At 62.2% G+C, this 19037-nt stretch carries 21 protein-coding genes and 1 tRNA gene; 9 read left to right on the top strand and 13 right to left on the bottom strand.

Going from position 1 to position 19037, the window contains the following annotated elements; all coding sequences use genetic code 11:
* Positions 1–391 (top strand): ATP-binding cassette domain-containing protein (locus BLQ92_RS25180; RefSeq protein WP_143016664.1); only part of this gene is annotated, 391 nt, incomplete at its 5' end.
* 61 nt (positions 392–452) lie between these two features.
* On the opposite strand, the gene BLQ92_RS25175 is transcribed toward BLQ92_RS25180, so the two are convergent.
* The 3 genes from BLQ92_RS25175 to BLQ92_RS25165 all read right to left on the bottom strand — a co-directional run bounded on the left by BLQ92_RS25175 (position 453) and on the right by BLQ92_RS25165 (position 3050).
* A complete protein-coding gene (locus BLQ92_RS25175) occupies positions 453–1103 on the bottom strand; it encodes a trimeric intracellular cation channel family protein (protein WP_090687811.1) in 651 nt (216 codons plus the stop codon).
* Positions 1104–1244: 141 nt separating this feature from the next.
* The gene (locus BLQ92_RS25170) at positions 1245–1481 is read right to left on the bottom strand and encodes a hypothetical protein (RefSeq protein WP_090687808.1); all 237 of its coding nucleotides are present in this window, start codon (positions 1479–1481) and stop codon (positions 1245–1247) included.
* A 42-nt stretch (positions 1482–1523) separates the two neighbouring features.
* Positions 1524–3050, bottom strand: coding sequence for a tetratricopeptide repeat-containing sulfotransferase family protein (locus BLQ92_RS25165; protein ID WP_090687805.1), 1527 nt, complete (start codon positions 3048–3050; stop codon positions 1524–1526).
* Positions 3051–3386: 336 nt separating this feature from the next.
* Here BLQ92_RS25165 and BLQ92_RS25160 point away from each other — a divergent pair, with 336 nt between their 5' ends.
* Positions 3387–3584 carry a hypothetical protein gene (locus BLQ92_RS25160; protein WP_090687801.1) on the top strand — a complete coding sequence of 66 codons (198 nt, stop codon included), beginning with the start codon at positions 3387–3389 and terminating at the stop codon, positions 3582–3584.
* A gap of 180 nt (positions 3585–3764) precedes the next feature.
* Here the strand turns inward: BLQ92_RS25160 and BLQ92_RS25155 are convergent, their stop codons facing one another.
* Positions 3765–4031: a hypothetical protein gene (locus BLQ92_RS25155; protein WP_090687795.1), complete on the bottom strand. Its 267-nt coding sequence runs from the start codon at positions 4029–4031 to the stop codon at positions 3765–3767.
* Positions 4032–4389: 358 nt separating this feature from the next.
* Between BLQ92_RS25155 and dusA the strand changes: the two genes are divergently transcribed.
* Together dusA and BLQ92_RS25145 are read left to right on the top strand one after the other, a co-directional pair.
* Positions 4390–5391 carry a tRNA dihydrouridine(20/20a) synthase DusA gene (gene dusA, locus BLQ92_RS25150; protein WP_090687791.1) on the top strand — a complete coding sequence of 334 codons (1002 nt, stop codon included), beginning with the start codon at positions 4390–4392 and terminating at the stop codon, positions 5389–5391.
* Between the two features lie 92 nt (positions 5392–5483).
* A tRNA-His gene (locus BLQ92_RS25145) sits at positions 5484–5559 on the top strand.
* A gap of 15 nt (positions 5560–5574) precedes the next feature.
* Here the strand turns inward: BLQ92_RS25145 and BLQ92_RS39585 are convergent.
* Both BLQ92_RS39585 and BLQ92_RS25140 read right to left on the bottom strand, forming a co-directional pair.
* A complete protein-coding gene (locus tag BLQ92_RS39585; protein ID WP_143016663.1) occupies positions 5575–5769 on the bottom strand; it encodes a hypothetical protein in 195 nt (64 codons plus the stop codon).
* 44 nt (positions 5770–5813) lie between these two features.
* The gene (locus BLQ92_RS25140) at positions 5814–6536 is read right to left on the bottom strand and encodes an SH3 domain-containing protein (protein ID WP_090687788.1); all 723 of its coding nucleotides are present in this window, start codon (positions 6534–6536) and stop codon (positions 5814–5816) included.
* A gap of 523 nt (positions 6537–7059) precedes the next feature.
* On the opposite strand from BLQ92_RS25140, the gene BLQ92_RS25135 reads away from it, so the two are divergent.
* Positions 7060–7359, top strand: a complete 300-nt coding sequence (locus tag BLQ92_RS25135) for a hypothetical protein (RefSeq protein ID WP_244106200.1) — start codon at positions 7060–7062, stop codon at positions 7357–7359.
* Between the two features lie 99 nt (positions 7360–7458).
* Here BLQ92_RS25135 and BLQ92_RS25130 read toward each other — a convergent pair whose 3' ends face one another.
* The 4 genes from BLQ92_RS25130 to ssuD all read right to left on the bottom strand — a co-directional run bounded on the left by BLQ92_RS25130 (position 7459) and on the right by ssuD (position 10767).
* Positions 7459–7674 carry a TOBE domain-containing protein gene (locus BLQ92_RS25130; RefSeq protein ID WP_054034589.1) on the bottom strand — a complete coding sequence of 72 codons (216 nt, stop codon included), beginning with the start codon at positions 7672–7674 and terminating at the stop codon, positions 7459–7461.
* Positions 7675–7721: 47 nt separating this feature from the next.
* Positions 7722–8693: an ATP-binding cassette domain-containing protein gene (locus BLQ92_RS25125; protein ID WP_090687782.1), complete on the bottom strand. Its 972-nt coding sequence runs from the start codon at positions 8691–8693 to the stop codon at positions 7722–7724.
* Positions 8690–9496, bottom strand: coding sequence for an aliphatic sulfonate ABC transporter permease SsuC (gene ssuC / locus BLQ92_RS25120; protein WP_244106201.1), 807 nt, complete (start codon positions 9494–9496; stop codon positions 8690–8692). The genes BLQ92_RS25125 and ssuC overlap by 4 nt, the downstream gene beginning before the upstream one ends.
* A gap of 113 nt (positions 9497–9609) precedes the next feature.
* Positions 9610–10767 carry an FMNH2-dependent alkanesulfonate monooxygenase gene (gene ssuD / locus BLQ92_RS25115; RefSeq protein ID WP_090687779.1) on the bottom strand — a complete coding sequence of 386 codons (1158 nt, stop codon included), beginning with the start codon at positions 10765–10767 and terminating at the stop codon, positions 9610–9612.
* A gap of 526 nt (positions 10768–11293) precedes the next feature.
* Here ssuD and BLQ92_RS25110 point away from each other — a divergent pair.
* Positions 11294–11719: a hypothetical protein gene (locus tag BLQ92_RS25110; protein WP_090687775.1), complete on the top strand. Its 426-nt coding sequence runs from the start codon at positions 11294–11296 to the stop codon at positions 11717–11719.
* Between the two features lie 36 nt (positions 11720–11755).
* Here the strand turns inward: BLQ92_RS25110 and BLQ92_RS25105 are convergent, their stop codons facing one another.
* Positions 11756–12889: an enoyl-CoA hydratase/isomerase family protein gene (locus tag BLQ92_RS25105; protein WP_090687773.1), complete on the bottom strand. Its 1134-nt coding sequence runs from the start codon at positions 12887–12889 to the stop codon at positions 11756–11758.
* A gap of 46 nt (positions 12890–12935) precedes the next feature.
* Complete coding sequence (locus BLQ92_RS25100; protein ID WP_090687770.1) at positions 12936–13712, bottom strand: TetR/AcrR family transcriptional regulator; 777 nt, start codon at positions 13710–13712, stop codon at positions 12936–12938.
* 131 nt (positions 13713–13843) lie between these two features.
* Between BLQ92_RS25100 and BLQ92_RS25095 the strand changes: the two genes are divergently transcribed.
* On the top strand, positions 13844–14812 hold the full coding sequence (locus BLQ92_RS25095; RefSeq protein WP_090687766.1) for an NAD-dependent epimerase/dehydratase family protein: 969 nt from the start codon (positions 13844–13846) through the stop codon (positions 14810–14812).
* 63 nt (positions 14813–14875) lie between these two features.
* On the opposite strand, the gene BLQ92_RS25090 is transcribed toward BLQ92_RS25095, so the two are convergent.
* Positions 14876–15163, bottom strand: a complete 288-nt coding sequence (locus BLQ92_RS25090; protein ID WP_090687763.1) for a DUF1488 family protein — start codon at positions 15161–15163, stop codon at positions 14876–14878.
* A 494-nt stretch (positions 15164–15657) separates the two neighbouring features.
* On the opposite strand from BLQ92_RS25090, the gene BLQ92_RS25085 reads away from it, so the two are divergent.
* Both BLQ92_RS25085 and BLQ92_RS25080 read left to right on the top strand, forming a co-directional pair.
* Positions 15658–17283: a glycosyltransferase family 39 protein gene (locus tag BLQ92_RS25085; RefSeq protein ID WP_090687760.1), complete on the top strand. Its 1626-nt coding sequence runs from the start codon at positions 15658–15660 to the stop codon at positions 17281–17283.
* The gene (locus tag BLQ92_RS25080; RefSeq protein ID WP_090687757.1) at positions 17280–18944 is read left to right on the top strand and encodes a hypothetical protein; all 1665 of its coding nucleotides are present in this window, start codon (positions 17280–17282) and stop codon (positions 18942–18944) included. Before BLQ92_RS25085 ends, BLQ92_RS25080 begins: the two co-directional genes overlap by 4 nt.
* Positions 18945–19037 lie beyond the last annotated feature (93 nt).

Here is a 19037-nt window from a genome sequence, read left to right as displayed (position 1 = left end):
AAAGGCACGCACATGGCTCGGCAAGGTGGGGCTGAACGGCTATGGCGAGCACTACCCCGACGAGTTGTCGGGCGGCATGCGCCAGCGCGTGGGCCTCGCCCGGGCGCTGGCCGCCGACACCGACGTGCTGCTGATGGACGAGGCGTTCTCCGCGCTCGATCCGCTGATCCGCACCGAAATGCAGGACCAGTTGCTGCAGTTGCAGGCCACGCTGAACAAGACGATTGTGTTCATCACGCACGATCTGGACGAGGCGCTGCGCATCGGCAACCGCATCGCGATCCTGCGCGACGGCACGCTGGTGCAGGAAGGCACGCCGAACGAGATCCTCACGCGTCCGGCCGACGATTATGTGCGGCGTTTCGTGGAACGGCGCGCCGGCGTGCATTGAAGTGCGGTGAGATGACTCGTTGCAGTCGGAAACGGGCCGAGCGTACGCCCCACTGCCCGGCTCAATAGCCTGTCGCCTTGGGAAGATGCCAACCGAACGCGACCGCCGTCAAGCGCAACGCGAAGCACGCCACGCCGCCCACCAACGCGGCCCAACCTGGCGCTAGTCCGGCGCGGCGCGCCACGACCACCACCAGCGCACCGAAAAAGGCCGCCGTCGCGTAGATGTCAGCATGCAGCACCAACGGCACGCGGGCCAGCAGGATGTCGCGGATCACGCCGCCGCCCACCCCCGTGATGGTGCCCATCAGCATCGCCACAAACGGGCGGATCTTGTAGAGCAGCGCCTTCTCCACACCGGCGACGGCAAATAGCGCAAGGCCCGCCGCGTCGAGCACGGTGACCAGCATGGCTGGCACCGGCTGCGCGAGCGAATGAAACAGGAACGTCAGCAGACCTGCCGCAAACGTCAGGGCCGGATAGCGCCAGTCTCGGATTGCGCTCGGCGGCGTCGCGCCGAGCAGCAGGTCGCGGATCACGCCGCCGCCGAGCGCGGCCACGAACGATACGACCATCACTCCCAGCAGATCGAGGCCGCCGCGCATCGCGCTGACCGCCCCTTCGACCGCAAATACGAATGTGCCGGCTATGTCGGCCGCCCAGATAAGCGCTTCGACATTCGGCTTTGTTTTACTTATCGGCAGTGTTGGCATCGCCCCGTCACCTCTCCCCCTCGTTTGAGTTGTCGAAAGGTATAGCGGAAACGAACCGAAGGGGGAAGTTTTTTGCTGGAGCCGCAGACGGGCTGCCAGGAAAGTCGAGGCGCCACCCAGCCCCTCGACTTGCGCAGCAGTTCAGCGGCCGAAGCGCGCCCGCGGTTCCCAGCGCGAGCCGCTCTCTTGCGACACGTCAGGCAAGGTCCCAGGCACGACCCCAGTGGCCGCCAGATACGCAATCAGTTGCCCGACACCTTCGTCGACGCTGAGCCGGTCGGTCTCGATCGAGAGATCGGGATCGACGGGCGCGTCGAACGACCCCGTCATCCAGATCACCGCACCGCCGGCGTTACGGTTCATCTCAACGAGCTTCATCAATCGCACTCCGAATCAGATTGTTTCCGTGCAGCGCCGGCGTCATACCGCACCACGCTTGCGCTCTGCGTCAAGCAACGCCGGCCCGAGCCCGTCGTAGAGCGGCTGAATCAGCTCGGCCGCGGGACGCCAGCGTTCCAGCGAAGTGCGAAACAGCGGCTTGCGCACCTGCGACGCACTCGCCGTATTGACCTGGCGCCGCGTCTGATGGAACGCGAGACAACGCTCGTCCCAATCGAGTCCGCAGTGCGCCAGCATGCGGCGCACGTTCCCCTCGAGGTCGTCGACGAGGTCCTCGTACTGCACCTCGATCATCACCCCTTCGGGCAACGCCTGCCGCCAGTGCGCCATCAAGGCGTCGTAAGCGCGGTAGTACCGGCCCAGCTCGCCGAGGTCATAGCCAAACGGCACGTCCTGGAAAATCCGCGAGTAAATCGACAGGCAGGTTTCAATCGGCGAGCGCCGGCTATGAATAAAACGGGCATTCGGCAACGCGAGATGGATCAACCCAACGTTGATGAAATTGAACGGGTACTTGTCGGTGATGCGCCGGTAGCTCGAGGCATCCGGCACCTCGGCGCGAATGCGCCGCACGTAGTCGGCGCCGAGCGGAGCCAGTTGTGCGGAAGTCACCGTGGGCATCGCGTCGAAGTTGAGCTTTTCCTGATCGGCGTCGCTACGGGCGAGAGCCTGCATCAGCGCCTTGCCGAAATCCGGCCGCTCACCCGCGCCGTATACCTGCGGATGGCTTGCCAGAATCTGTTCGATCAGTGTCGAACCGGAGCGCGGCATGCCGACAATAAAAACCGGCGAATCGGCGGGATCGCCCAAGCCCCGTTTTGCCCGCAACACGTCTGCGCTCAGCAGTTGCGGAAGATCGTTGAACAGGCCCAGCGTCATCGCTTCGTTGTAGTTGACGCTATGGCGATACATCGCATTGGCTTTCAGCAGATGCTCGAACGAGCGATCGTTCTGCCCCATATCGGCCAACGCATGGCCCATGGCGAAATGCATCTGGGCCTGATCGTCGGGGCTCAGCGAATCGGCACGCCCAGCCAGTTGCTGCAGCGAGACGAAACACGGATCGTCAGGCGTCATGCGCTTCGACTGCACGAAATTCCGGTAATACACCATGCTCTGCGGCGCAATCTCGATCGCACGACGGTAGGCCGCATGGGCCTCGTCGAACCGTCCAAGCGATTGCAGGCAGTTCGCCATGTTGTTGTACGAACCGTCGACGAGCTTACCCAGCTGCACCGCCTGCTGGTAACTGAGCACCGCCTCTTCCAGGCGGTGCATCTGCTCGAGAACCCAGCCGAGGTTGTGATGGATATCGGCATTGTTCGGGTCGAGCGAGCGCGCCTGCCAGTAGCACTGCATGGCTTCCGGAAAGCGCTCCATCCTGACAAAGGTCGAACCGAGGTTGTTGTACACCCCCGGGTCCGCGGGCCGTTGGAGGCGAACCTGTTCAAAACAGTCGAGCGCGTTCTCGAACTCGCCGCGTTCGGCGCAGGCATTGCCACGGGCGAACAACTCTTCCGCGGTAGCCGGCTGTGTATCGTGCGTCATGGACGGCCAGATGTCGTTGCTGAAAACTGAAAGACGCAGCGGGCGAAACGGGGACTGCGCGTTTCGCGCGAAACCGTGCGATTCACGGCCTGCTCATGGAGGAGAAACTTAGCAGGAATGCGCCATGAGTTGATTTCCAAATTTCACGAACTGTTACGCAAAGAAAATGGGGTGGGAAATCAAAGACGCGGGAGATCGGGCGGCACTCAGCTTGAAATACGATGCCGTAGGGACAGATGGCGCGAACCTGGTGTTTGAAGCATCGAGCGGGTTAACCGTCCCTGCGGGGGCAATCGAAAGTGCTAGGATGAATTGAGTACCACGACGGAGACGGCCATGTCGAAGTCATTGAGTCCAGAAGCCATCGAAGCGTTGCGACGGCTGAACGAAGTGGGCGTCGGTCAGCTTGCGCCGCCGCTCTCACCCACGATCACCGCCGAACTGCTCGGCCTGGGACTCGCCACGGAAGCGGCGAGCGGCGATGTCGAGATCACCTGCAACGGCCGACAGTATTTGTCTGGCGATTGCGATTGATCCACCCGGCCGCGCGGCAATCCCGGCGCGCCTGGTCCGCGTTTGTTCGCGTTTGTTCGCGTTTGTTCGCGTTTGTTCGTATACGCCGGACCATGAAAAACGCCAGATGGCGCAGACGGATGCCTGCACGATCTGGCGTTGTGGCTGGACGTTCGTAACGAACGCCCGGCTCGGTCCCGATTAGTGGCCGAAGAAAACCGACTGCGGGCCGTTGGCTGCCTGGCGGGCACCCGATTGCGACGAGTTGGCGTTCACGCCGCCGTATGCGTTGCCGGCTTGCTCGCCGTGCTCTGCAGCAACGGTCTGCGCGTTCTGACCTTGTTGCGATGCCGGTGCGCCGACTGCCGGGCGGTAGAACGGTGCCGGACCATAGCCGCTAGCAAAAGCGGGCGCGGCGAGCGTGGCGGAAGCGGCAACCAGCAAAGCGGCGATAAGCTTGTTCTTCATGATGACTCCAGGATTCGTTTCAGACTTCGGTTCAGGAAGGCGTTGCGACATGGGCCGGTTCGGTATGTCTGCAACGTCGATGGAGTAAGTGTATTCCCCTACTATCAATAATTTGTACCGATAATCTGAAATTACTATTCCCAAGATGGAAACAATCCGCTTGCGCCTTGTCTGGTGGGGTTGACAATGGGGTCAGGAACGGCTGCTCGGCAGACCCTGCCGATTTTCTTCTGGCCCTTCTTCTGTTTGTCACATGCCTGCACGAACCCGCTCACTTGCGGTCCCGGGCAAGCACGGCAGGGCAAGCGCCCGCTTGCGGTAAAATTGCGGTTTGATTCATGCCGCCGGCCGTTCTTACATGTCCCTCGCTCTACCCGCCAATCCCCGTCGCGTCTCGGTCGCTCCGATGATGGACTGGACCGATCGCCACTGCCGTTCGCTGCATCGCACGTTGTCGCGCCACACCTGGCTCTATACGGAGATGGTGACGACCGGCGCGCTGCTGCACGGCGACGTGCCGCGGCATCTGGCGTTCACCCCAGACGAAGCGCCGGTCGCGCTGCAACTGGGCGGCAGCGAACCCGACGACCTCGCGCGCTCGGCAAAGCTCGGCGAGCAATGGGGCTACGACGAGATCAACCTGAACTGCGGTTGCCCATCAGAGCGGGTGCAGCGCGGCGCCTTCGGCGCATGTCTGATGAACGAGCCGCAGCTCGTCGCCGATTGCGTGAAGGCAATGCGCGACGCGGTGTCGGTGCCGGTGACGGTGAAGCATCGGATCGGTGTCGACGCAGTGGAAGAATACGGCTATGTGCGTGACTTCGTCGGCACGATCGCGGACGCCGGCTGCGAAGTGTTCATCGTGCATGCGCGCAATGCGATTCTGAAGGGCCTCAGCCCCAAGGAGAACCGCGAGATCCCGCCGCTCAAGTACGACTACGCGTATCAGTTGAAGCGCGACTTCCCGCAGCTCGAGATCATCATCAACGGCGGCATCAAGACGCTCGACGAGGTCGAGATGCATCTGCAGCACGTCGACGGCGTGATGCTCGGCCGCGAGGCTTATCACAACCCGTATGTGCTGGCCGATGTCGATGCGCGCTTCTACGGCTCGACCGAAGTCCCGCTCACGCGCGAGCAGGCCGAAGCAAAGCTGATCGAATATTGCGCAGCCGAACTCGCGCGCGGCACCTTCCTCGGCGCGATCACGCGTCACGCACTCGGACTCTATCGCGGCGTAGCGGGTGCGCGTGGCTGGCGCCGCGTGCTCTCGGACAACAAGAAACTGGCCGCACGCGATCTCGCCATTTTCGACGAAGCAAGACAGCATCTGCGCGAGCCGACAGAAATGTTTGAATAAAGGGCTAGGCAAACGCAAATCATGTTTGTATAATCTCGCTTCTTGATCGGCAAGCCAGTTCTCGGCAAGCCAAGCAGATAGATGTACCAGTGGTGGCTGTAGCTCAGTTGGTAGAGTCCAGGATTGTGATTCCTGTCGTCGTGGGTTCGAGTCCCATCAGCCACCCCACTTTCTTCTTTCGTTTCACCTCCCCAAGCGCAGTGCCTCTTTCCATGTTCCTTTAGCCGGAATGGGAAAACGAATTTCTGAATTGAATTCGGGCTGCCGTCCGCTGATCTCTAACCTTGCAGCCTTCATCGCGTAGTGCGCAATTGCATTGATGCTATGCGACACCGTTGCAATGAAGGTGTCGGCATCAAAACGCTTCAGCGAAGTCACTCGGGAGACAGCCCTCCGCGCCATCTCCACGCACCAACAATCCCCTAGTTGTGCTGCTCATGGTCGTCGTGTCCACCGCCTCCTCCGCCGTGCTCTGGCTGAGGAGCACCGTGGCCCGGCGGCGGACCACCATGGGGCTGCGGTGGAGCGCCATGCGCCATGGGTGGTGGCGCACCGTGTTGCTCCTGTGGAGGGCCGCCATGTCCGGGTGGCGGACCAGCATGCATCGGCGGCTGAGCGACATGCGCCGGCGCCGGATTGCCCGGACCCTGAGGAGGCCCGCCATGCGCCGGAGGCGGGCCGCCATGAGCCACCGGCGGTGGCCCGCCGCGCCCGGGCGGAGGCCCCGGTGGCGGTGGAGCATGATGCGCCCAATGCTCCTGATTGTTGTACCAGGGCCGTCCGCGGTAATAGCTGCCCCAGTACGCGCCGATCGAGAAGGTCACCACCGGCAGGCCGATCACCGTCCCGTAGGTCAGGATAGGCACATTGCTACCCTGATACGGGTAGCTAAGATTGCCTGCATAGACCCAGCCCCGCAGATCCGGCAACGCCACGTCGCACCATGTGTAGCCGCTCACGCAGCCCATCACCGTGACCGGCGCACCGGCCGGCAACTGCGACACCGCGGGGTAATCATCCGCTGGACCGGCATATAGATTCACCGGACTATTGGTGTATGCCTGCGCCTGGGCGAACGCCAGGCCGGGCACCGCCAGCAACCCCGCGGCGCCGGCCAGCAATCCACTGAGAACTCTTTTTCGCATTATTCCTCCCCCTACGGTCAGGTCGTTCTCGCGTCCGGCATGTTGCGAACGCTCCCTTGAACGAACCCTAACCAGATGGGCAGCAAATAATGTTCCCGACCTCTCTCCCGCAGTGAAATCATGAAGTAACCGGCGTGAGATTAACTCAGGATTACTACATACGTAGACCAATCCAAGCTGTTATGCATCATCACCCGCACCATCCGCGCCACACAAAACCCAACCCAGCCAACGCCTCCCACCGCGTTAGAAACCGTAAGGCATGTAATCGCCCCTGAAACCCAATTCACCGCACGACGCCCTACACTAAGCGCTCCTCTTCCCTGAGAGGATTTTTACTTCTCACTCTTGTGGCCCACTTCCCCTGGTGGGCCTTTTTTATCGCGGCTGCGACAGAACCGCCGCCTGACCTACAATAGGCGGTTAAACATCAGGGTATGAGGACGCAACAATGCGGTTAAGAATACGAACACTTGCGCTGAGCTTGCTTACGGCATGTTTCACGCTCAACGCGAGCGCCGAGATGACGGCCCAGCAATATAAGCAATGGGCACACGTCGACAACAATTCGGTGTATGCCGCCTATATCACGGGCGCATTGAATGAGCTGGGATGGGCTAACGGCGATCTGATCGCGAAGAAGCGTGCGCCGCTTTTCTGCCCGCCGGAGCAGTTGCCCATCGGACCGCAGACGGTGTATCCGCTGCTCGACGAGTTTTTCACCAATCACCCAGGGCTGTCCGATGATTTCCCGGTCGGTCTCGCCATCCTGCGCTCGCTGCAGGCGGCGTTTCCATGTCCGACGACCAAGAAGGGCCGTTAAGGCGGACAGACCCGCAGGCCGCCGCAAACTAGCGTGACCGCCAGCAGGACGGCGGCACCGCCGGCGGGCGGCGTGCAACAAGGCACGCGCTGCGCGGCTTCACAGGCGTGCGATCGACACCTCCGTCGACTTCACCAGCGCCACCACTTCCGAGCCGACCTTCAGGTCGAGTTCGTCGACCGAACGGGTGGTGATCACAGACGTCACGATGCCGAACGGCGTCTCGACATCGACTTCGGATACGACCGATCCGCGGATGATTTCCTTCACCTTGCCTTTGAACTGATTACGTACGTTGATTGCGGAAATGGTCATATCTTGTGACTCCAGTAGATCGATAAAAAGCGGCCAGGCAAAGAAGGTCAGACAGCCCAACGGACTTCGGTCGGCCGCACAATGCGGCCGTCGTCAAGGGAATCGGCTGCGCGGGGCGCCAGTGCATCGTCGTTCGGCGCAGTCTTCAACACCCGCTGCAGCACATGTTCTTCAAGCGCGGCAAAGCCCGCCGAGGCTCGCGCGCGAGGCCGCTCGAGCGGCACGGGTTGATCGAGCGCAATCCGCCCTTCTTCGATCAGCAGGATCCGGTCGCCGAGCGCCACGGCCTCATGCACGTCGTGCGTGACGAGCAACGCGGTAAAGCGATGTTCGCGCCACAGGCGTTCAATCAGCGCATGCATCTCAATACGGGTAAGCGCGTCGAGCGCCCCAAGCGGCTCGTCCAGCAGCAGCAACTGCGGCCGGTGCACCAGCGCCCGCGCGAGCGCCACCCGCTGACGCTGGCCGCCGGACAACTGGGCCGGCCAGTCGTTGGCGCGCTCGAGCAGACCGACTTCGGCGAGCACCGCACGCGCATCCTCGCGCGCGCCGCGACCCAGACCGAGCATCACGTTCTGCAGCACACTCTTCCACGGCAACAGCCGCGCGTCCTGAAACATGATGCGGGTGTCGAGTGGCTGGCCATCCTCGGTGCGTTTTTCGAGCACGCCGGCAGTCGGCTTTTCGAGTCCGGCGACGAGCCTTAGCAAAGTGGACTTGCCGCAGCCGCTGCGGCCGACGATCGCCACAAAACTACCGCGCTCGATCGACAGATTGAAATCGTTCAGCACCGCGCGCTTGCCATACTGCTTGCCGACGCCGCGCAACTCCACCGCGTGGTCCGCGCTGCGCGGGGTTTGCCGCGCCAGCGCTGCGGAAGCGTGAATCCGCGCTCCCTCGGCCACGCCCTCGGCAGCCTCTTCCGCATTGCGATCGAGCGTGCGCGGCTGCGCCAGTTCCGCCTCGAGATCGGCGCCCGCGATACCGCCAAAGCTCGTCGAAAAGGTCGTGGCGCTCATACCTTCGCTCCTCGTTGATAAGCCGGATGCCAGCGCAGCGTTACGCGCTCGAGCGTCTTCGCCAGCAGGTCAGCCAGCTTGCCCAGGCCGGCGTACAGCAGAATGCCGACCACCACCACATCGGTCTGCAGGAATTCGCGGGCGTTCATCGTCATGTAGCCGATGCCCGATTGCGCGGAGATCGTTTCCGCGACGATCAGCGTGACCCACATCAGGCCGAACGCAAAGCGCACTCCGACCAGGATCGACGGCAGCGCGCCTGGCAGAATCACGTCCCAGTACAGCCGCACGCCCTTCACGCCATAGCTGCGTGCCATTTCGATCAGGTTGGCATCCACCGAGCGGATGCCGTGGAAGGTATTCACATAGATGGGAAAGAACACGCCGAGCGCGACGAGGAACACCTTCGCCTCTTCTTCGATCCCGAACCACAGGATCACGAGCGGGATCATCGCCAGCGCCGGGATATTGCGGACCATCTGCACGGTCGAATCGAGCGCCACCTCGATCGGCTTGAAAAGGCCCGTCGCGAGGCCGAGCGCGAGGCCGATGCTGCCGCCCACGGCGAAGCCCGAGACCGCGCGCCACGTGCTGACCTTGACGTCCGCCCACATTTCGCCCGACTGGATCAGCGACCACGCCGCCTTCACCACTGCGAGGGGTTCCGGCAACACGCGTGTCGAGAGCAGGCCGCTGCGCGCAGCGAATTCCCACGCGAGCAGGATCGCGAGCGGCGCGACCCACGGCGCAAGGTGTCCGCCGAGCCGTCGCCACGTGCCTTCAGTTGCATTGGATTGAGCCATGATCGCTTACTCCACTTGGTGTCCAAACAGGGGCCGCGGGCGCCGGAAGCATGCGGCAGGCCGGCGCTTTTTCGTCACGCCGTCGATGCACGTTCCAGCACGCCCCGCCGCAATCAGCTTGCGCTGACCTTCGGCAAATAGTTGTTGCCGACGATCTCGCCGAACGGCCCGGAGAGCGGTCCGCTCGCGCTCGTGCGCTTGCGGTTCGGCAACAGCGGAAACACCAGTTCGGCAAAGCGGTACGACTCTTCCAGATGCGGATAGCCGGACAGGATGAAGGTCTCGATACCCAGCTCCGCGTACTCTTTCATGCGCTCCGCCACCTGTTCAGGACTGCCGACCAGCGCCGTTCCCGCTCCGCCACGCACGAGCCCCACTCCGGCCCATACGTTCGGATAGACCTCGAGGTCCTGACGGCTGCCGCGCTTGCCGCCGTGCAACGCGGCCATGCGGCGCTGCCCTTCCGAATCCATCTTGGCAAACGAGGCTTGAGCGCGAGCGATGGTCTCGTCGTCGAGCTTGCTGATCAGCTTATCGGCCGCTGCCCAGGCTTCCTCTTCGGTCTCGCGCACGATCACGTGGAAGCGAATCCCGAACTTGATCTTGCGGCCATGCTTGTCGGCACGGGCGCGAATGTCGGCAATCTTCTTCGCCACCGCCTCGGGCGGTTCGCCCCAGGTGAGATAGGTGTCGATATGCTCGCCGGCCATCTCATGCGCGGCCGGCGACGAGCCGCCGAACCACAGCGGCGGATGCGGATTCTGCACCGGCGGATACAGCAGCTTGCCGCCCTTCGAGCTCAGATGCTTGCCCTCGAAGTCGATCGTATCGTTGGTGTGCGCCGCGGTGAGCGTCTTACGCCAGATGTGCAGGAACTCGTCGGTGATCTCATAGCGGGTGTCGTGACTGACGAACACGCCGTCGCCTTCCAGCTCGGCCGCGTCGCCGCCCGTCACGACGTTGATCAGCAAACGACCTCCCGAGAGCCGGTCGAAGGTCGACGCCATGCGCGCCGCGAGTCCAGGCGAAGTGATGCCCGGACGGATCGCCACGAGGAACTTCAGGCGCCGCGTCGCAGCGATCAGGCTCGAGGCGACCACCCAGGCGTCTTCGCATGAACGGCCGGTGGGCAGCAAAACGCCCTCGTAGCCGAGCGTGTCGGCGGCGACGGCGATCTGCTGGAAATAGTCGTAATCGGCTGCGCGTGCGCCTTGGGACGTACCGAGGTAGCGGCTGTCGCCGTGAGTCGGGATGAACCAGAACACATTCATTGACTGCTCCTGCTTGTTCGAGACTGGATGGATTGACGGGGGCCAACGGATCGGCGCGCTCACAGGGAGAATTTCACCCGGCCGTGCGGCCTGGCTCCGAACGACAGATCGGGACGGCAAGTCTTGCGGACCGCAAGCCGCGCGAGTTGTGCGAGCAGCGGCCTAGCAGCAGAGCCGACAGCGCAAAGGCGCCGCAGCGGAAAGGATGGCGTTCGGCTTCAAACAGGACATCGCGACTGCTTCCCTTGACGAAACGTGCACCTCGACGGCGCACGATAAATGGGCGACGGCGGCAATGCCGTCTACATGAAGAAGCAGTCTATGGATCGGCCCCGGGCTTTTGAACGATTTTTTTTAGCTTAGGTTTTCCACTTTCGTGATTAGCCCGACGCTGTAGCATACGGCGGCTCGCCTCGGATCGGACAGAGCGTCTATATAATGACGCGTCTTTCGATAATCCGGCCCGGGTTGCATTTCGCATCTTTTCGCACCTGTTACGCCGCCCGAGCCCTTGGCGCCGCACCGCATGCAAAAAATCATCCTGCCGTTCGTGTCCGGTTTTCTGGCCTCATTGTTCTTTCACGAATCGACACTCGCGTTGCTGCACGCCGCCGGGCTGATCGATCTGGCCGGCTTCTCGACCGCGCCGTTCCAGCCGCTCGGCCTGCCCGAATTCATTGCGAATGCGATCTGGAGCGCCGTGTGGGCGGTATTGATGGCGTGGCTGTTGCGCGTCGCGCCCGAGCGCCGTGCGCCGTGGATCGAGGCGTTCGTGTTCGGCGGCATCGCGCTCACCGCAGCGAGCGTGTTCGTGGTCGACCCGCTGCGCGGCATCTGGCCGAGCGGCAACATGCTGCCGCGCCTTGCGGTCGGTTTCGCAGCCAATGCCATGTGGGGATGGGGTGCGCTCGTCTTCATGCGCGCGTTTATGGCGCCTGAAGACGAGGCTTAAAGGGGGCCGGCCGGTCCCCTTCGGCGATGCGGTGCTTTAACCCTGCAGATCCGCAAGCGGATGCTCTGCCGCCGACCAGGGGCTTTCGAACATCCGCGCGACGTCGTCGGCGCTAACGTCTTCAATACGGGCAAAGCGCCAGCGCGGCGCGTTGTCCTTGTCGATGATGCGGGCGCGGATCCCTTCGACCACGTCGCCCTGCTCAAAGCTCGAACGCGTCAGATCCAGATCGCGGCGCAGACAATCCGCCATCGCCCCCTCCGCGCGCGTCACCACCTCCAGCGAAACGGCCATCGACAGCGGCGAGCGCTCGCGCAGCACGCCGATCGTCTGCTCGGCCCATTCGGCGGCCTCGCAGCCGCCCTGTTCCGCCTCCAGCGAAGCCAGAATCTGCGCGATATCCGGCAGTGCAAAATGCCCGTCGATGAACGAACGCGTGCTCGCCAGCACCGAGGTGTCGGGGGTCGGCGCGACCTTGTAGGCAGCCGTTTCGCGCTCCACGCACGCCACCACGTCCGCGCCATGCTCGAACACCTCTTTACACAGGGTGTCGACCAGCGCGGGCAACGCTTCGTCGTCGATATAGACGTCGGCCAGCCCCGCGTAGAGTGCGTCAGCCGGGCCGATGGTCTGGCCGGTTACGGCCAGATAGCGGCCGAGGGCGCCCGGCGTGCGCGCAAGGAACCAGCCCGCGCCGACATCGGGGAAAAGCCCGATGCGCGTCTCCGGCATCGCCATACGGGTCGAGCCGGTGACCACACGCAAGCCGCCCGTACGGTGGGCGCCTTGCGAAATCCCCATGCCGCCGCCCATCACGACGCCGTTCATCAAGGCGATGTAGGGCTTCGGGTAAGTGAAGATGACGTGATCGAGACGGTATTCCTCGATAAAGAACGTATCGCGCGCCACGTCGTCGCCGCGCTGAACCGTCTCGTACAGGAAGCGGACATCGCCGCCCGCGCAGAACGCGCGCGGATGCGCGCTGCGCACCACCACCGCGAGTACACCAGGATCTTCGCGCCAGGCCTCGAGCGCGGCAAGCATCGCCCGGATCATGCCGGTCGACAGCGCGTTCAAGGCTTGCGGGCGCTCCAGTTCGATAAAACCGATGCGATTGGCGATGTAGGTGGTGACTTCGTTACTGACAGCAGATGCTTCAGAAGTAGACATGGCTTAGCGGTTGAAGAAGCAAGGGTCGGTTGGAGGATGAACGTTATCACGCGCCGGCGGTTTTCGGCTTCGCAGCCGGGCGGCGCGCACGCGCGGGCCGCGTGCTTGCGGTGGTGCCGGTGGTGGCATCGGCCACTGCGGACGCGGGCGCGCGGGCGCCGAACCACGCTTCCAGCGCGGCGTCGATGACGCTATCCAGCGGAGCTGTCGGGAACACCGGACAGGTCAGATTGAGCGCCACGATGCCATGCATCGTCGCCCACAAGGCCTGCGCCCAGACCGCGCCATCCGCCGAGGCCGGCAGACGCCCGGCCGCTCGCAGCTCTTCGAGCGAGCCGACCATCAAACGCATCGCTGCGTCGCTGGAGTCGTCGCCCTCAGCAGGATTGATGAGCTGCGTGCCTGCCTCATTAGTGCCCCCCTTGGCGGCGCCTGTGTCCCCATGTCCCCCGCTACCGAGCGCCGCGCTCATGTAGGTCGGATCTTCCATGAAGATCAGGCGGTAGGTCTGCGGATGCGCAACACCAAAGGCGATATACGCGCGAGCCAGCCCCTTGAGGCGCTCGGCCGGGTCGGCGATCTGCGCGAGCGGCTCGAAGCTGGCAAGCAGTTGCGCGTAGCCCTCCGCGCAGAGCGCGCGCGCGATCTCGTCCCGGCTCTCGAAGTGCAGATACAGCGTGGCCGGTGAATATTCGATGGCGTCGGCAATCTTGCGCATCGATAGCGCAGCAAAGCCTTCGCGAATCACGATACGCCGCGCCGCATCGAGGATGCGTTCGCGCAGCGCCTGCTTCTGGCGAGTCTTACGTTCAGTTATTCCCATGTGACGCATTTTCCGGTTGACAAACTGAAAAGTCAAATTAAACTGAACACCATTCACTAAACGATGTTCATAAAATTTCATTCAGTCACTGACCGGTCCCTGCCGGTCAGTCACGCTTTCAAGGAGTTGTCATGGAGAACGCAGGAAAAGTCGGCCTGTTCGGTGCTGCCGGGGCTATCGGGCAAAGCATTGCGGGCGCGCTCGGCGCCGCCGGCCGCGATTACCGGGTCATCGGGCGCTCGCACAGTGCGCTGCAAGCGGCCTTCAGCCAGGATCCGCGTGCGGAGATCGCCACGTGGAATCCCGATGAGCCGGCTTCGATTGCGGCGGCGGCGCGAGGCTTGCAGACCGCCGTGTATCTGGTCGGTGTGCCCTACAACCAGTTCGAAACGCATCCACCCTTGATGGAAAAAACGCTGGCCGGCTTGCGCGCGGCCGGCGTCGAACGCCTGATCCTGATCGGCACCGTCTACCCCTATGGCCACGCGCGCAGCAATCCGGTCACGGAAACGCATCCGCGCGAACCGCATACCTTCAAAGGCCGCATGCGGCTCGCCCAGGAGAATCTGGTGCTCGACGCGCATGGCCGCGACGGACTCTCCACGCTCGTGCTGCGCCTGCCCGACTTCTACGGCCCGCGCATCGAACGCAGCTTTCTGAACGGCGTCTTCGAGGGCGCGGCGCGTGGCACGCGTGCCCAGATGATCGGCCCGATCGACGTGCCGCATGAATTCGTGTTCGTGCCGGATGTCGGCCCGGTAGTGGAGACGCTCACTCGCACGCCGCAGGCCTACGGCCGCTGGTTGCACCTTGCCGGCGCCGGCACGATCACCCAGCGCGAGGTGGCCGCCAAAGCGTACGCGCTAGCCGGTCGCGAACCGAGGCTGATGGTCGTCGGCAAGCCGATGCTGCGTGTGCTCGGCCTGTTCAATCCGATACTGCGCGAAATGGTCGAGATGAATTACCTGATGAGCGAGCCGTTCGTGCTCGACGACAGCGCGTTGCAAGGGTTGATCGGGCCCATCAGGAAGACTTCGTATGAGGAAGGGATTCGCCTCGCATTCGAGGCGGCCAAAGATGCGCTGAAGGTAGCCGCCTGATGCGGCAGCGTGCCGCGTGTGTGTGCGTCCGGCGGCGGCTTGCCGGGTACAGCCCCGCCCCCCTTACACGTCCTCTACGTTGCCCGGCGGAAAGTGCCCGCTCTTCAGCAGCACGGGCGTGCCCTTGCTGATCTGCAGATGCTCGCGCGCCACCGCTTCGATGTGTCCGCGCCCCGCGTCGAACGCACGCATCCAGCCTTCACGATCTTCGGAGCGTGCGCCGAAATGGTCCTCGAGCGCTTCGACCGAGATCGCGCATGGCACCGCTTCGCCATCTACCAGCGCGCGGAATACGACAGTCAGATTGGAATCGCGGTAAGCGGGTGCGTCCGCGGGAAACCGAATTTCCATGGTCGCCTCATCAGAAGAATCCGTTGAAAAGTACCCCTCAAACTTCGCTTTGGGAGTGAATAGGCGGTTTATGGTACTCGCGCCGGGACATTGAGGTCCAGCGCTCGTCACCGTAGCCCACTCAACGGCCTTGCTGCGGTACAGCATTGGCGGCTCCGGCGTCGCTGGGACGGGCACCGGTCGCGCGCCCGGGTGGGTGCGGAGACGCACAAACTTTGCGCCTGGCGGCTGGCAGAATTCGTCATCAAAGCACCCGTCGGGCGATCCGCTATGAGCGCGGTGCAGTCACGCGCAGCCGGGCCGATCGGCTCACTCGCGCCGCGCCATGGCAGGCCGGACGATGTCGATTCACATCAAGCGGACGGCCAATAAATGAGGATGCCTTATTATAGAGTCGCTATCCCGCCGCACCGGCCGGAACGCCCTCCGTCGTACAGCACCGGACAGAAACCGGCGCCGCGCTGCGTCGCACACATCCGCACGGGGTTCCCGACATGATGCACGTTGAATCAACAGAAACAACCGCAAAGAAACATGCGGATGACAACAATAGAAACGAAACGGGCTTCGGACGCAAGGTGACGCGCGGCGGGTTCAACGAAACAACGAAAACGGTCGACTGGTTGCCGGCGGCGATCGGTGTGATCGTGCTGCTAGCCTTTCTGTTTCGCTTACCCACGCTGTCAGGCCGCTCGGTCTGGATGGACGAAGCATATAGCTACTGGTTTTCCAGCCTTTCATGGTGGGATTTGTGGACGAAGACGCCGCTTTACGAAACTCATCCGCCGTTTTACTACTCCCTGCTAAAAATCTGGACGATGATGGCGGGAACGTCCGAGGCAGGCATGCGCTCGCTGTCTGCCGTGGCAAGTCTGATGACCGTGGCCATCACCGGATACGCGCCGCGACTATCAGGATTTGGCAAGCGTTACGACCGGATTGGCATTGTCGCAAGCCTGCTCCTCGCACTAAACCAGGGAAGTATTGAATATGCGCAACAGGCGCGCGCATACGCGCTGCAAACGCTATTCTGTACGCTGATGATATTGATGTCAGTGATTCTGTTGCAACGAATGTTGCTGGAAAAACGTGACAAACCCGAAATACATGGAGCGAGAGGGCTGTATATCGCTTCGGGCATCTTTGCGGGCGCAACCCTGTGGCTGCATAACACCAGCCCATTCATCATATTTGGAAACTGGCTGGGAATTTTCGCAGCAATCAGCCTGTTTTCTGCCTATAAGCGCCACGACCTGATGCTGGCAGCAAAAGGCCTGCTAGTGGCCCTGCTCGTCTGGAGCCCCTGCATTCCAATCCTGCTCATTGAATCCAGGACCGTTGCAGCATCGTTCTGGGTCACTATTTCGCCCAAGATGATCACCTGGCCATACACATTGGCGGCTGGCGGAAAATTCGCATTTGTTCCGGCCATTGTCGTCGCAGCGCTCGGGTGGCTCCAGCTCTACAAAACGCGCAAACCATTTGCGTTATATGCGGCTGCCATATTGTTTATTCCAGTGCTGTCCATTTTTATTGTCTCGTATCTGTTCACGCCAATTTTTGTGGTCCGCACATTTGAATGGATGGCGCCGGTCTTTCTGTTTCTGGTGGCCTTCGGCCTGTTTCTGCCTGGAAAAATGGAGAAGATCAGGCTTGCCGTGCTGGCGGTTCTGGTCATCCTCTGTGTCGGACAAGACGTGGCGTATTTCAGGTCCAACACCCAGGATCTCCGCGGAGCGGTGCATTATCTGGCGTCAAACTATCAGCCGGGCGACCTCGTGCTGGTCTATCCGAACGAACTGGAAGTCGGACTGAATTACTACACGCGCGCCTTGCCCACGCCGCTCGAAATCGCTACGGTGCCGGCGAAGTATCCTGCGGTCGCCATGGCGCGTCCTTATCTGGGCAGTAACAAAGGAGCGCCGGCCGCTATCGAAAGCGACCGCGGCGAGATCGCCCGCATGCTCTCCCAACACCGGAAGGTGTGGTTTGTCGGCGACTGGAGCGGTCCCGACGCCAAGCTGAATGTCGTCAATAGCGAACTGTACCGGGAGCGCGGAGAACCTGTATCGTCGGTTGATTTCGCCGGAACCCGGATCACGTTGTTTGCCGAAAAATGACTGCGACAGCCGCGCGCACGCTAAAGCGCACCTTCGTCAGTCCCAATGCTGCCGCCAGTTTCGCGGGCGTGCTTCTGCTCGCCTACTGCGCCGGGATAATGCTTGGCCCCTTTCTTGACGGCCACGATACCTATATTTCGTTTTCGCACGTCGAAATATGGGCAAATGCCCTGAAAGCAGGCGACCTGTTTCCGGTCTGGACCCCGGGCGATGCAAATGGTTTTGGCTCGCCGGTCCCGTTTTTTTACCACAAGCTATTCAATCTGGTGGCGGCTGCACTGACGCTTGCGACAGGCGACGTTGTCACTGGATTTCGCCTCGCCATCCTCGCTTTCTCGACCGTTATGTTTTACGGCATTTACCGATGCGCGGCACAACTTGACGCCGACCGGAGCTCACGCATCGTCATCGCCATCGCATGCGTTGTGTCGCCCTATGCGCTTGTTTGCCTGGCAGAACGCGGCGCAGTAGCCGAGTATTCGGCAATGGCCCTGATTCCTCTTGGAATCTCGCTCACCATCGACCTGCTCAAGCTGGAAGCAAAGACATGGCCGGCCGTCAAACTACTGATGCTGCTAATCTTGCTTGCGCTCGCTCATCTCGTCACATTCCTCGCAGCGACGGGCATGTTGCTCATCTTCGCGCTTTACCTGCTGTGGAAGTCGCCGGCACGAGGGATGGTCCTGCTGGCAGTCGCCGGTGGTGCGCTGCTGACGTTCGGCGTCCTGATCTATGTTCCGTTCGCCACCTGGGGCGCCTATTTTTGTCCCGCCCAAGCCCGCTTGCACGGCTTGCCGGCTGAAAACGCCGTCGCGCCTCTACGCATTTTTTCGCCGAACCCTGGATCATGGTTCGCCTGGCCCGTCTCTGCATTGTTGCTTGGACTGGCACTCCAATGCTGGTATAGGAAGGATCGCCGTGCGACGCTGGTGATCACCTTGGGCTTGAGTGCATTCATCCTTCTTCTGCTGATGACTCGCCTCGCTGCACCGCTGTGGAGATCCACCGATTTACTCGATTTCGTGCAGTTCCCCTGGCGACTCCTGTCCATTACGACGCCGATGATTTTCGTGGCCTTTGCGGGGATGATCGAGCAACTGCCCCCAACGGCAAAGCGTTACATGCAAATCGGCCTCCTCACTGTCACCGTCCTGAATACCGGGGGACTCTTATTGCACCTGGAGCGGGTCTTTACCGTCATCCCGCTTGGCGAACTTCGTCATGAAATACCCTCAACCGGGCCTGGACCCGATGCGGGCGGCGAGTACTTTCCAGCCCGCTACCAGGGCCAGCTTGCGGCTACCCCTAACATACTGGCGGTCAAGGCCGGCTCTATTCTCCCTGCGCGGCGCGCCCTGGTCGAAGGCATGGGAGGCTGCACGTTCCAGCCAGTCTCGCAGACGGCTTATTTCCGCACACTCGAGATCGACGCGAGCTGCGAATCTGCCGGTGTCATCCGAGTGAATCAGTTTTACACGCCATTTCTCGACGCCAAAGGAACGAGCACGGATGGCGCGACGTCTGAACCGGTTCACGACGTGCCGTTCATTGAGTTGCCGCTCTCCAGGGGAAAGTGGGCCATTCAGATCAGGGAGCGGACCTACCTGGAACTGGTGGCAATGGCGTGGAAAGAGAAGTTTGCACAGGCGGGTAGAGACTGACTGACATCCAGCGCGGGCCGAGTGGCCCCTACCGTTCGGCGCTAGTGGGACTGCGCCGCTGCATGAACGTCCAGGCCGGATTGGCCAAACAGG

This window comes from Paraburkholderia phenazinium, assembly GCF_900100735.1.
GTDB lineage: Bacteria > Pseudomonadota > Gammaproteobacteria > Burkholderiales > Burkholderiaceae > Paraburkholderia > Paraburkholderia phenazinia.
This window is presented reverse-complemented; position numbering and strand designations above follow the sequence as displayed.

What these genes read in the sequence shown, in the direction of transcription:
- ssuC (WP_244106201.1), bottom strand. Translation starts at nt 9,496, where the DNA reads ATGGCTCAATCCAATGCAACTGAAGGCACGTGGCGACGGCTCGGCGGA.
- BLQ92_RS25155 (WP_090687795.1), bottom strand. Translation starts at nt 4,031, where the DNA reads ATGAAGAACAAGCTTATCGCCGCTTTGCTGGTTGCCGCTTCCGCCACG.
- BLQ92_RS25125 (WP_090687782.1), bottom strand. Translation starts at nt 8,693, where the DNA reads ATGAGCGCCACGACCTTTTCGACGAGCTTTGGCGGTATCGCGGGCGCC.
- BLQ92_RS25135 (WP_244106200.1), top strand. Translation starts at nt 7,060, where the DNA reads ATGACGGCCCAGCAATATAAGCAATGGGCACACGTCGACAACAATTCG.
- BLQ92_RS25080 (WP_090687757.1), top strand. Translation starts at nt 17,280, where the DNA reads ATGACTGCGACAGCCGCGCGCACGCTAAAGCGCACCTTCGTCAGTCCC.
- BLQ92_RS25085 (WP_090687760.1), top strand. Translation starts at nt 15,658, where the DNA reads ATGATGCACGTTGAATCAACAGAAACAACCGCAAAGAAACATGCGGAT.
- BLQ92_RS25090 (WP_090687763.1), bottom strand. Translation starts at nt 15,163, where the DNA reads ATGGAAATTCGGTTTCCCGCGGACGCACCCGCTTACCGCGATTCCAAT.
- BLQ92_RS25175 (WP_090687811.1), bottom strand. Translation starts at nt 1,103, where the DNA reads ATGCCAACACTGCCGATAAGTAAAACAAAGCCGAATGTCGAAGCGCTT.
- BLQ92_RS25170 (WP_090687808.1), bottom strand. Translation starts at nt 1,481, where the DNA reads ATGAAGCTCGTTGAGATGAACCGTAACGCCGGCGGTGCGGTGATCTGG.
- BLQ92_RS25165 (WP_090687805.1), bottom strand. Translation starts at nt 3,050, where the DNA reads ATGACGCACGATACACAGCCGGCTACCGCGGAAGAGTTGTTCGCCCGT.
- BLQ92_RS25100 (WP_090687770.1), bottom strand. Translation starts at nt 13,712, where the DNA reads ATGGGAATAACTGAACGTAAGACTCGCCAGAAGCAGGCGCTGCGCGAA.
- BLQ92_RS25140 (WP_090687788.1), bottom strand. Translation starts at nt 6,536, where the DNA reads ATGCGAAAAAGAGTTCTCAGTGGATTGCTGGCCGGCGCCGCGGGGTTG.
- BLQ92_RS25095 (WP_090687766.1), top strand. Translation starts at nt 13,844, where the DNA reads ATGGAGAACGCAGGAAAAGTCGGCCTGTTCGGTGCTGCCGGGGCTATC.
- BLQ92_RS25105 (WP_090687773.1), bottom strand. Translation starts at nt 12,889, where the DNA reads ATGTCTACTTCTGAAGCATCTGCTGTCAGTAACGAAGTCACCACCTAC.
- BLQ92_RS25110 (WP_090687775.1), top strand. Translation starts at nt 11,294, where the DNA reads ATGCAAAAAATCATCCTGCCGTTCGTGTCCGGTTTTCTGGCCTCATTG.
- BLQ92_RS25130 (WP_054034589.1), bottom strand. Translation starts at nt 7,674, where the DNA reads ATGACCATTTCCGCAATCAACGTACGTAATCAGTTCAAAGGCAAGGTG.
- BLQ92_RS25160 (WP_090687801.1), top strand. Translation starts at nt 3,387, where the DNA reads ATGTCGAAGTCATTGAGTCCAGAAGCCATCGAAGCGTTGCGACGGCTG.
- dusA (WP_090687791.1), top strand. Translation starts at nt 4,390, where the DNA reads ATGTCCCTCGCTCTACCCGCCAATCCCCGTCGCGTCTCGGTCGCTCCG.
- ssuD (WP_090687779.1), bottom strand. Translation starts at nt 10,767, where the DNA reads ATGAATGTGTTCTGGTTCATCCCGACTCACGGCGACAGCCGCTACCTC.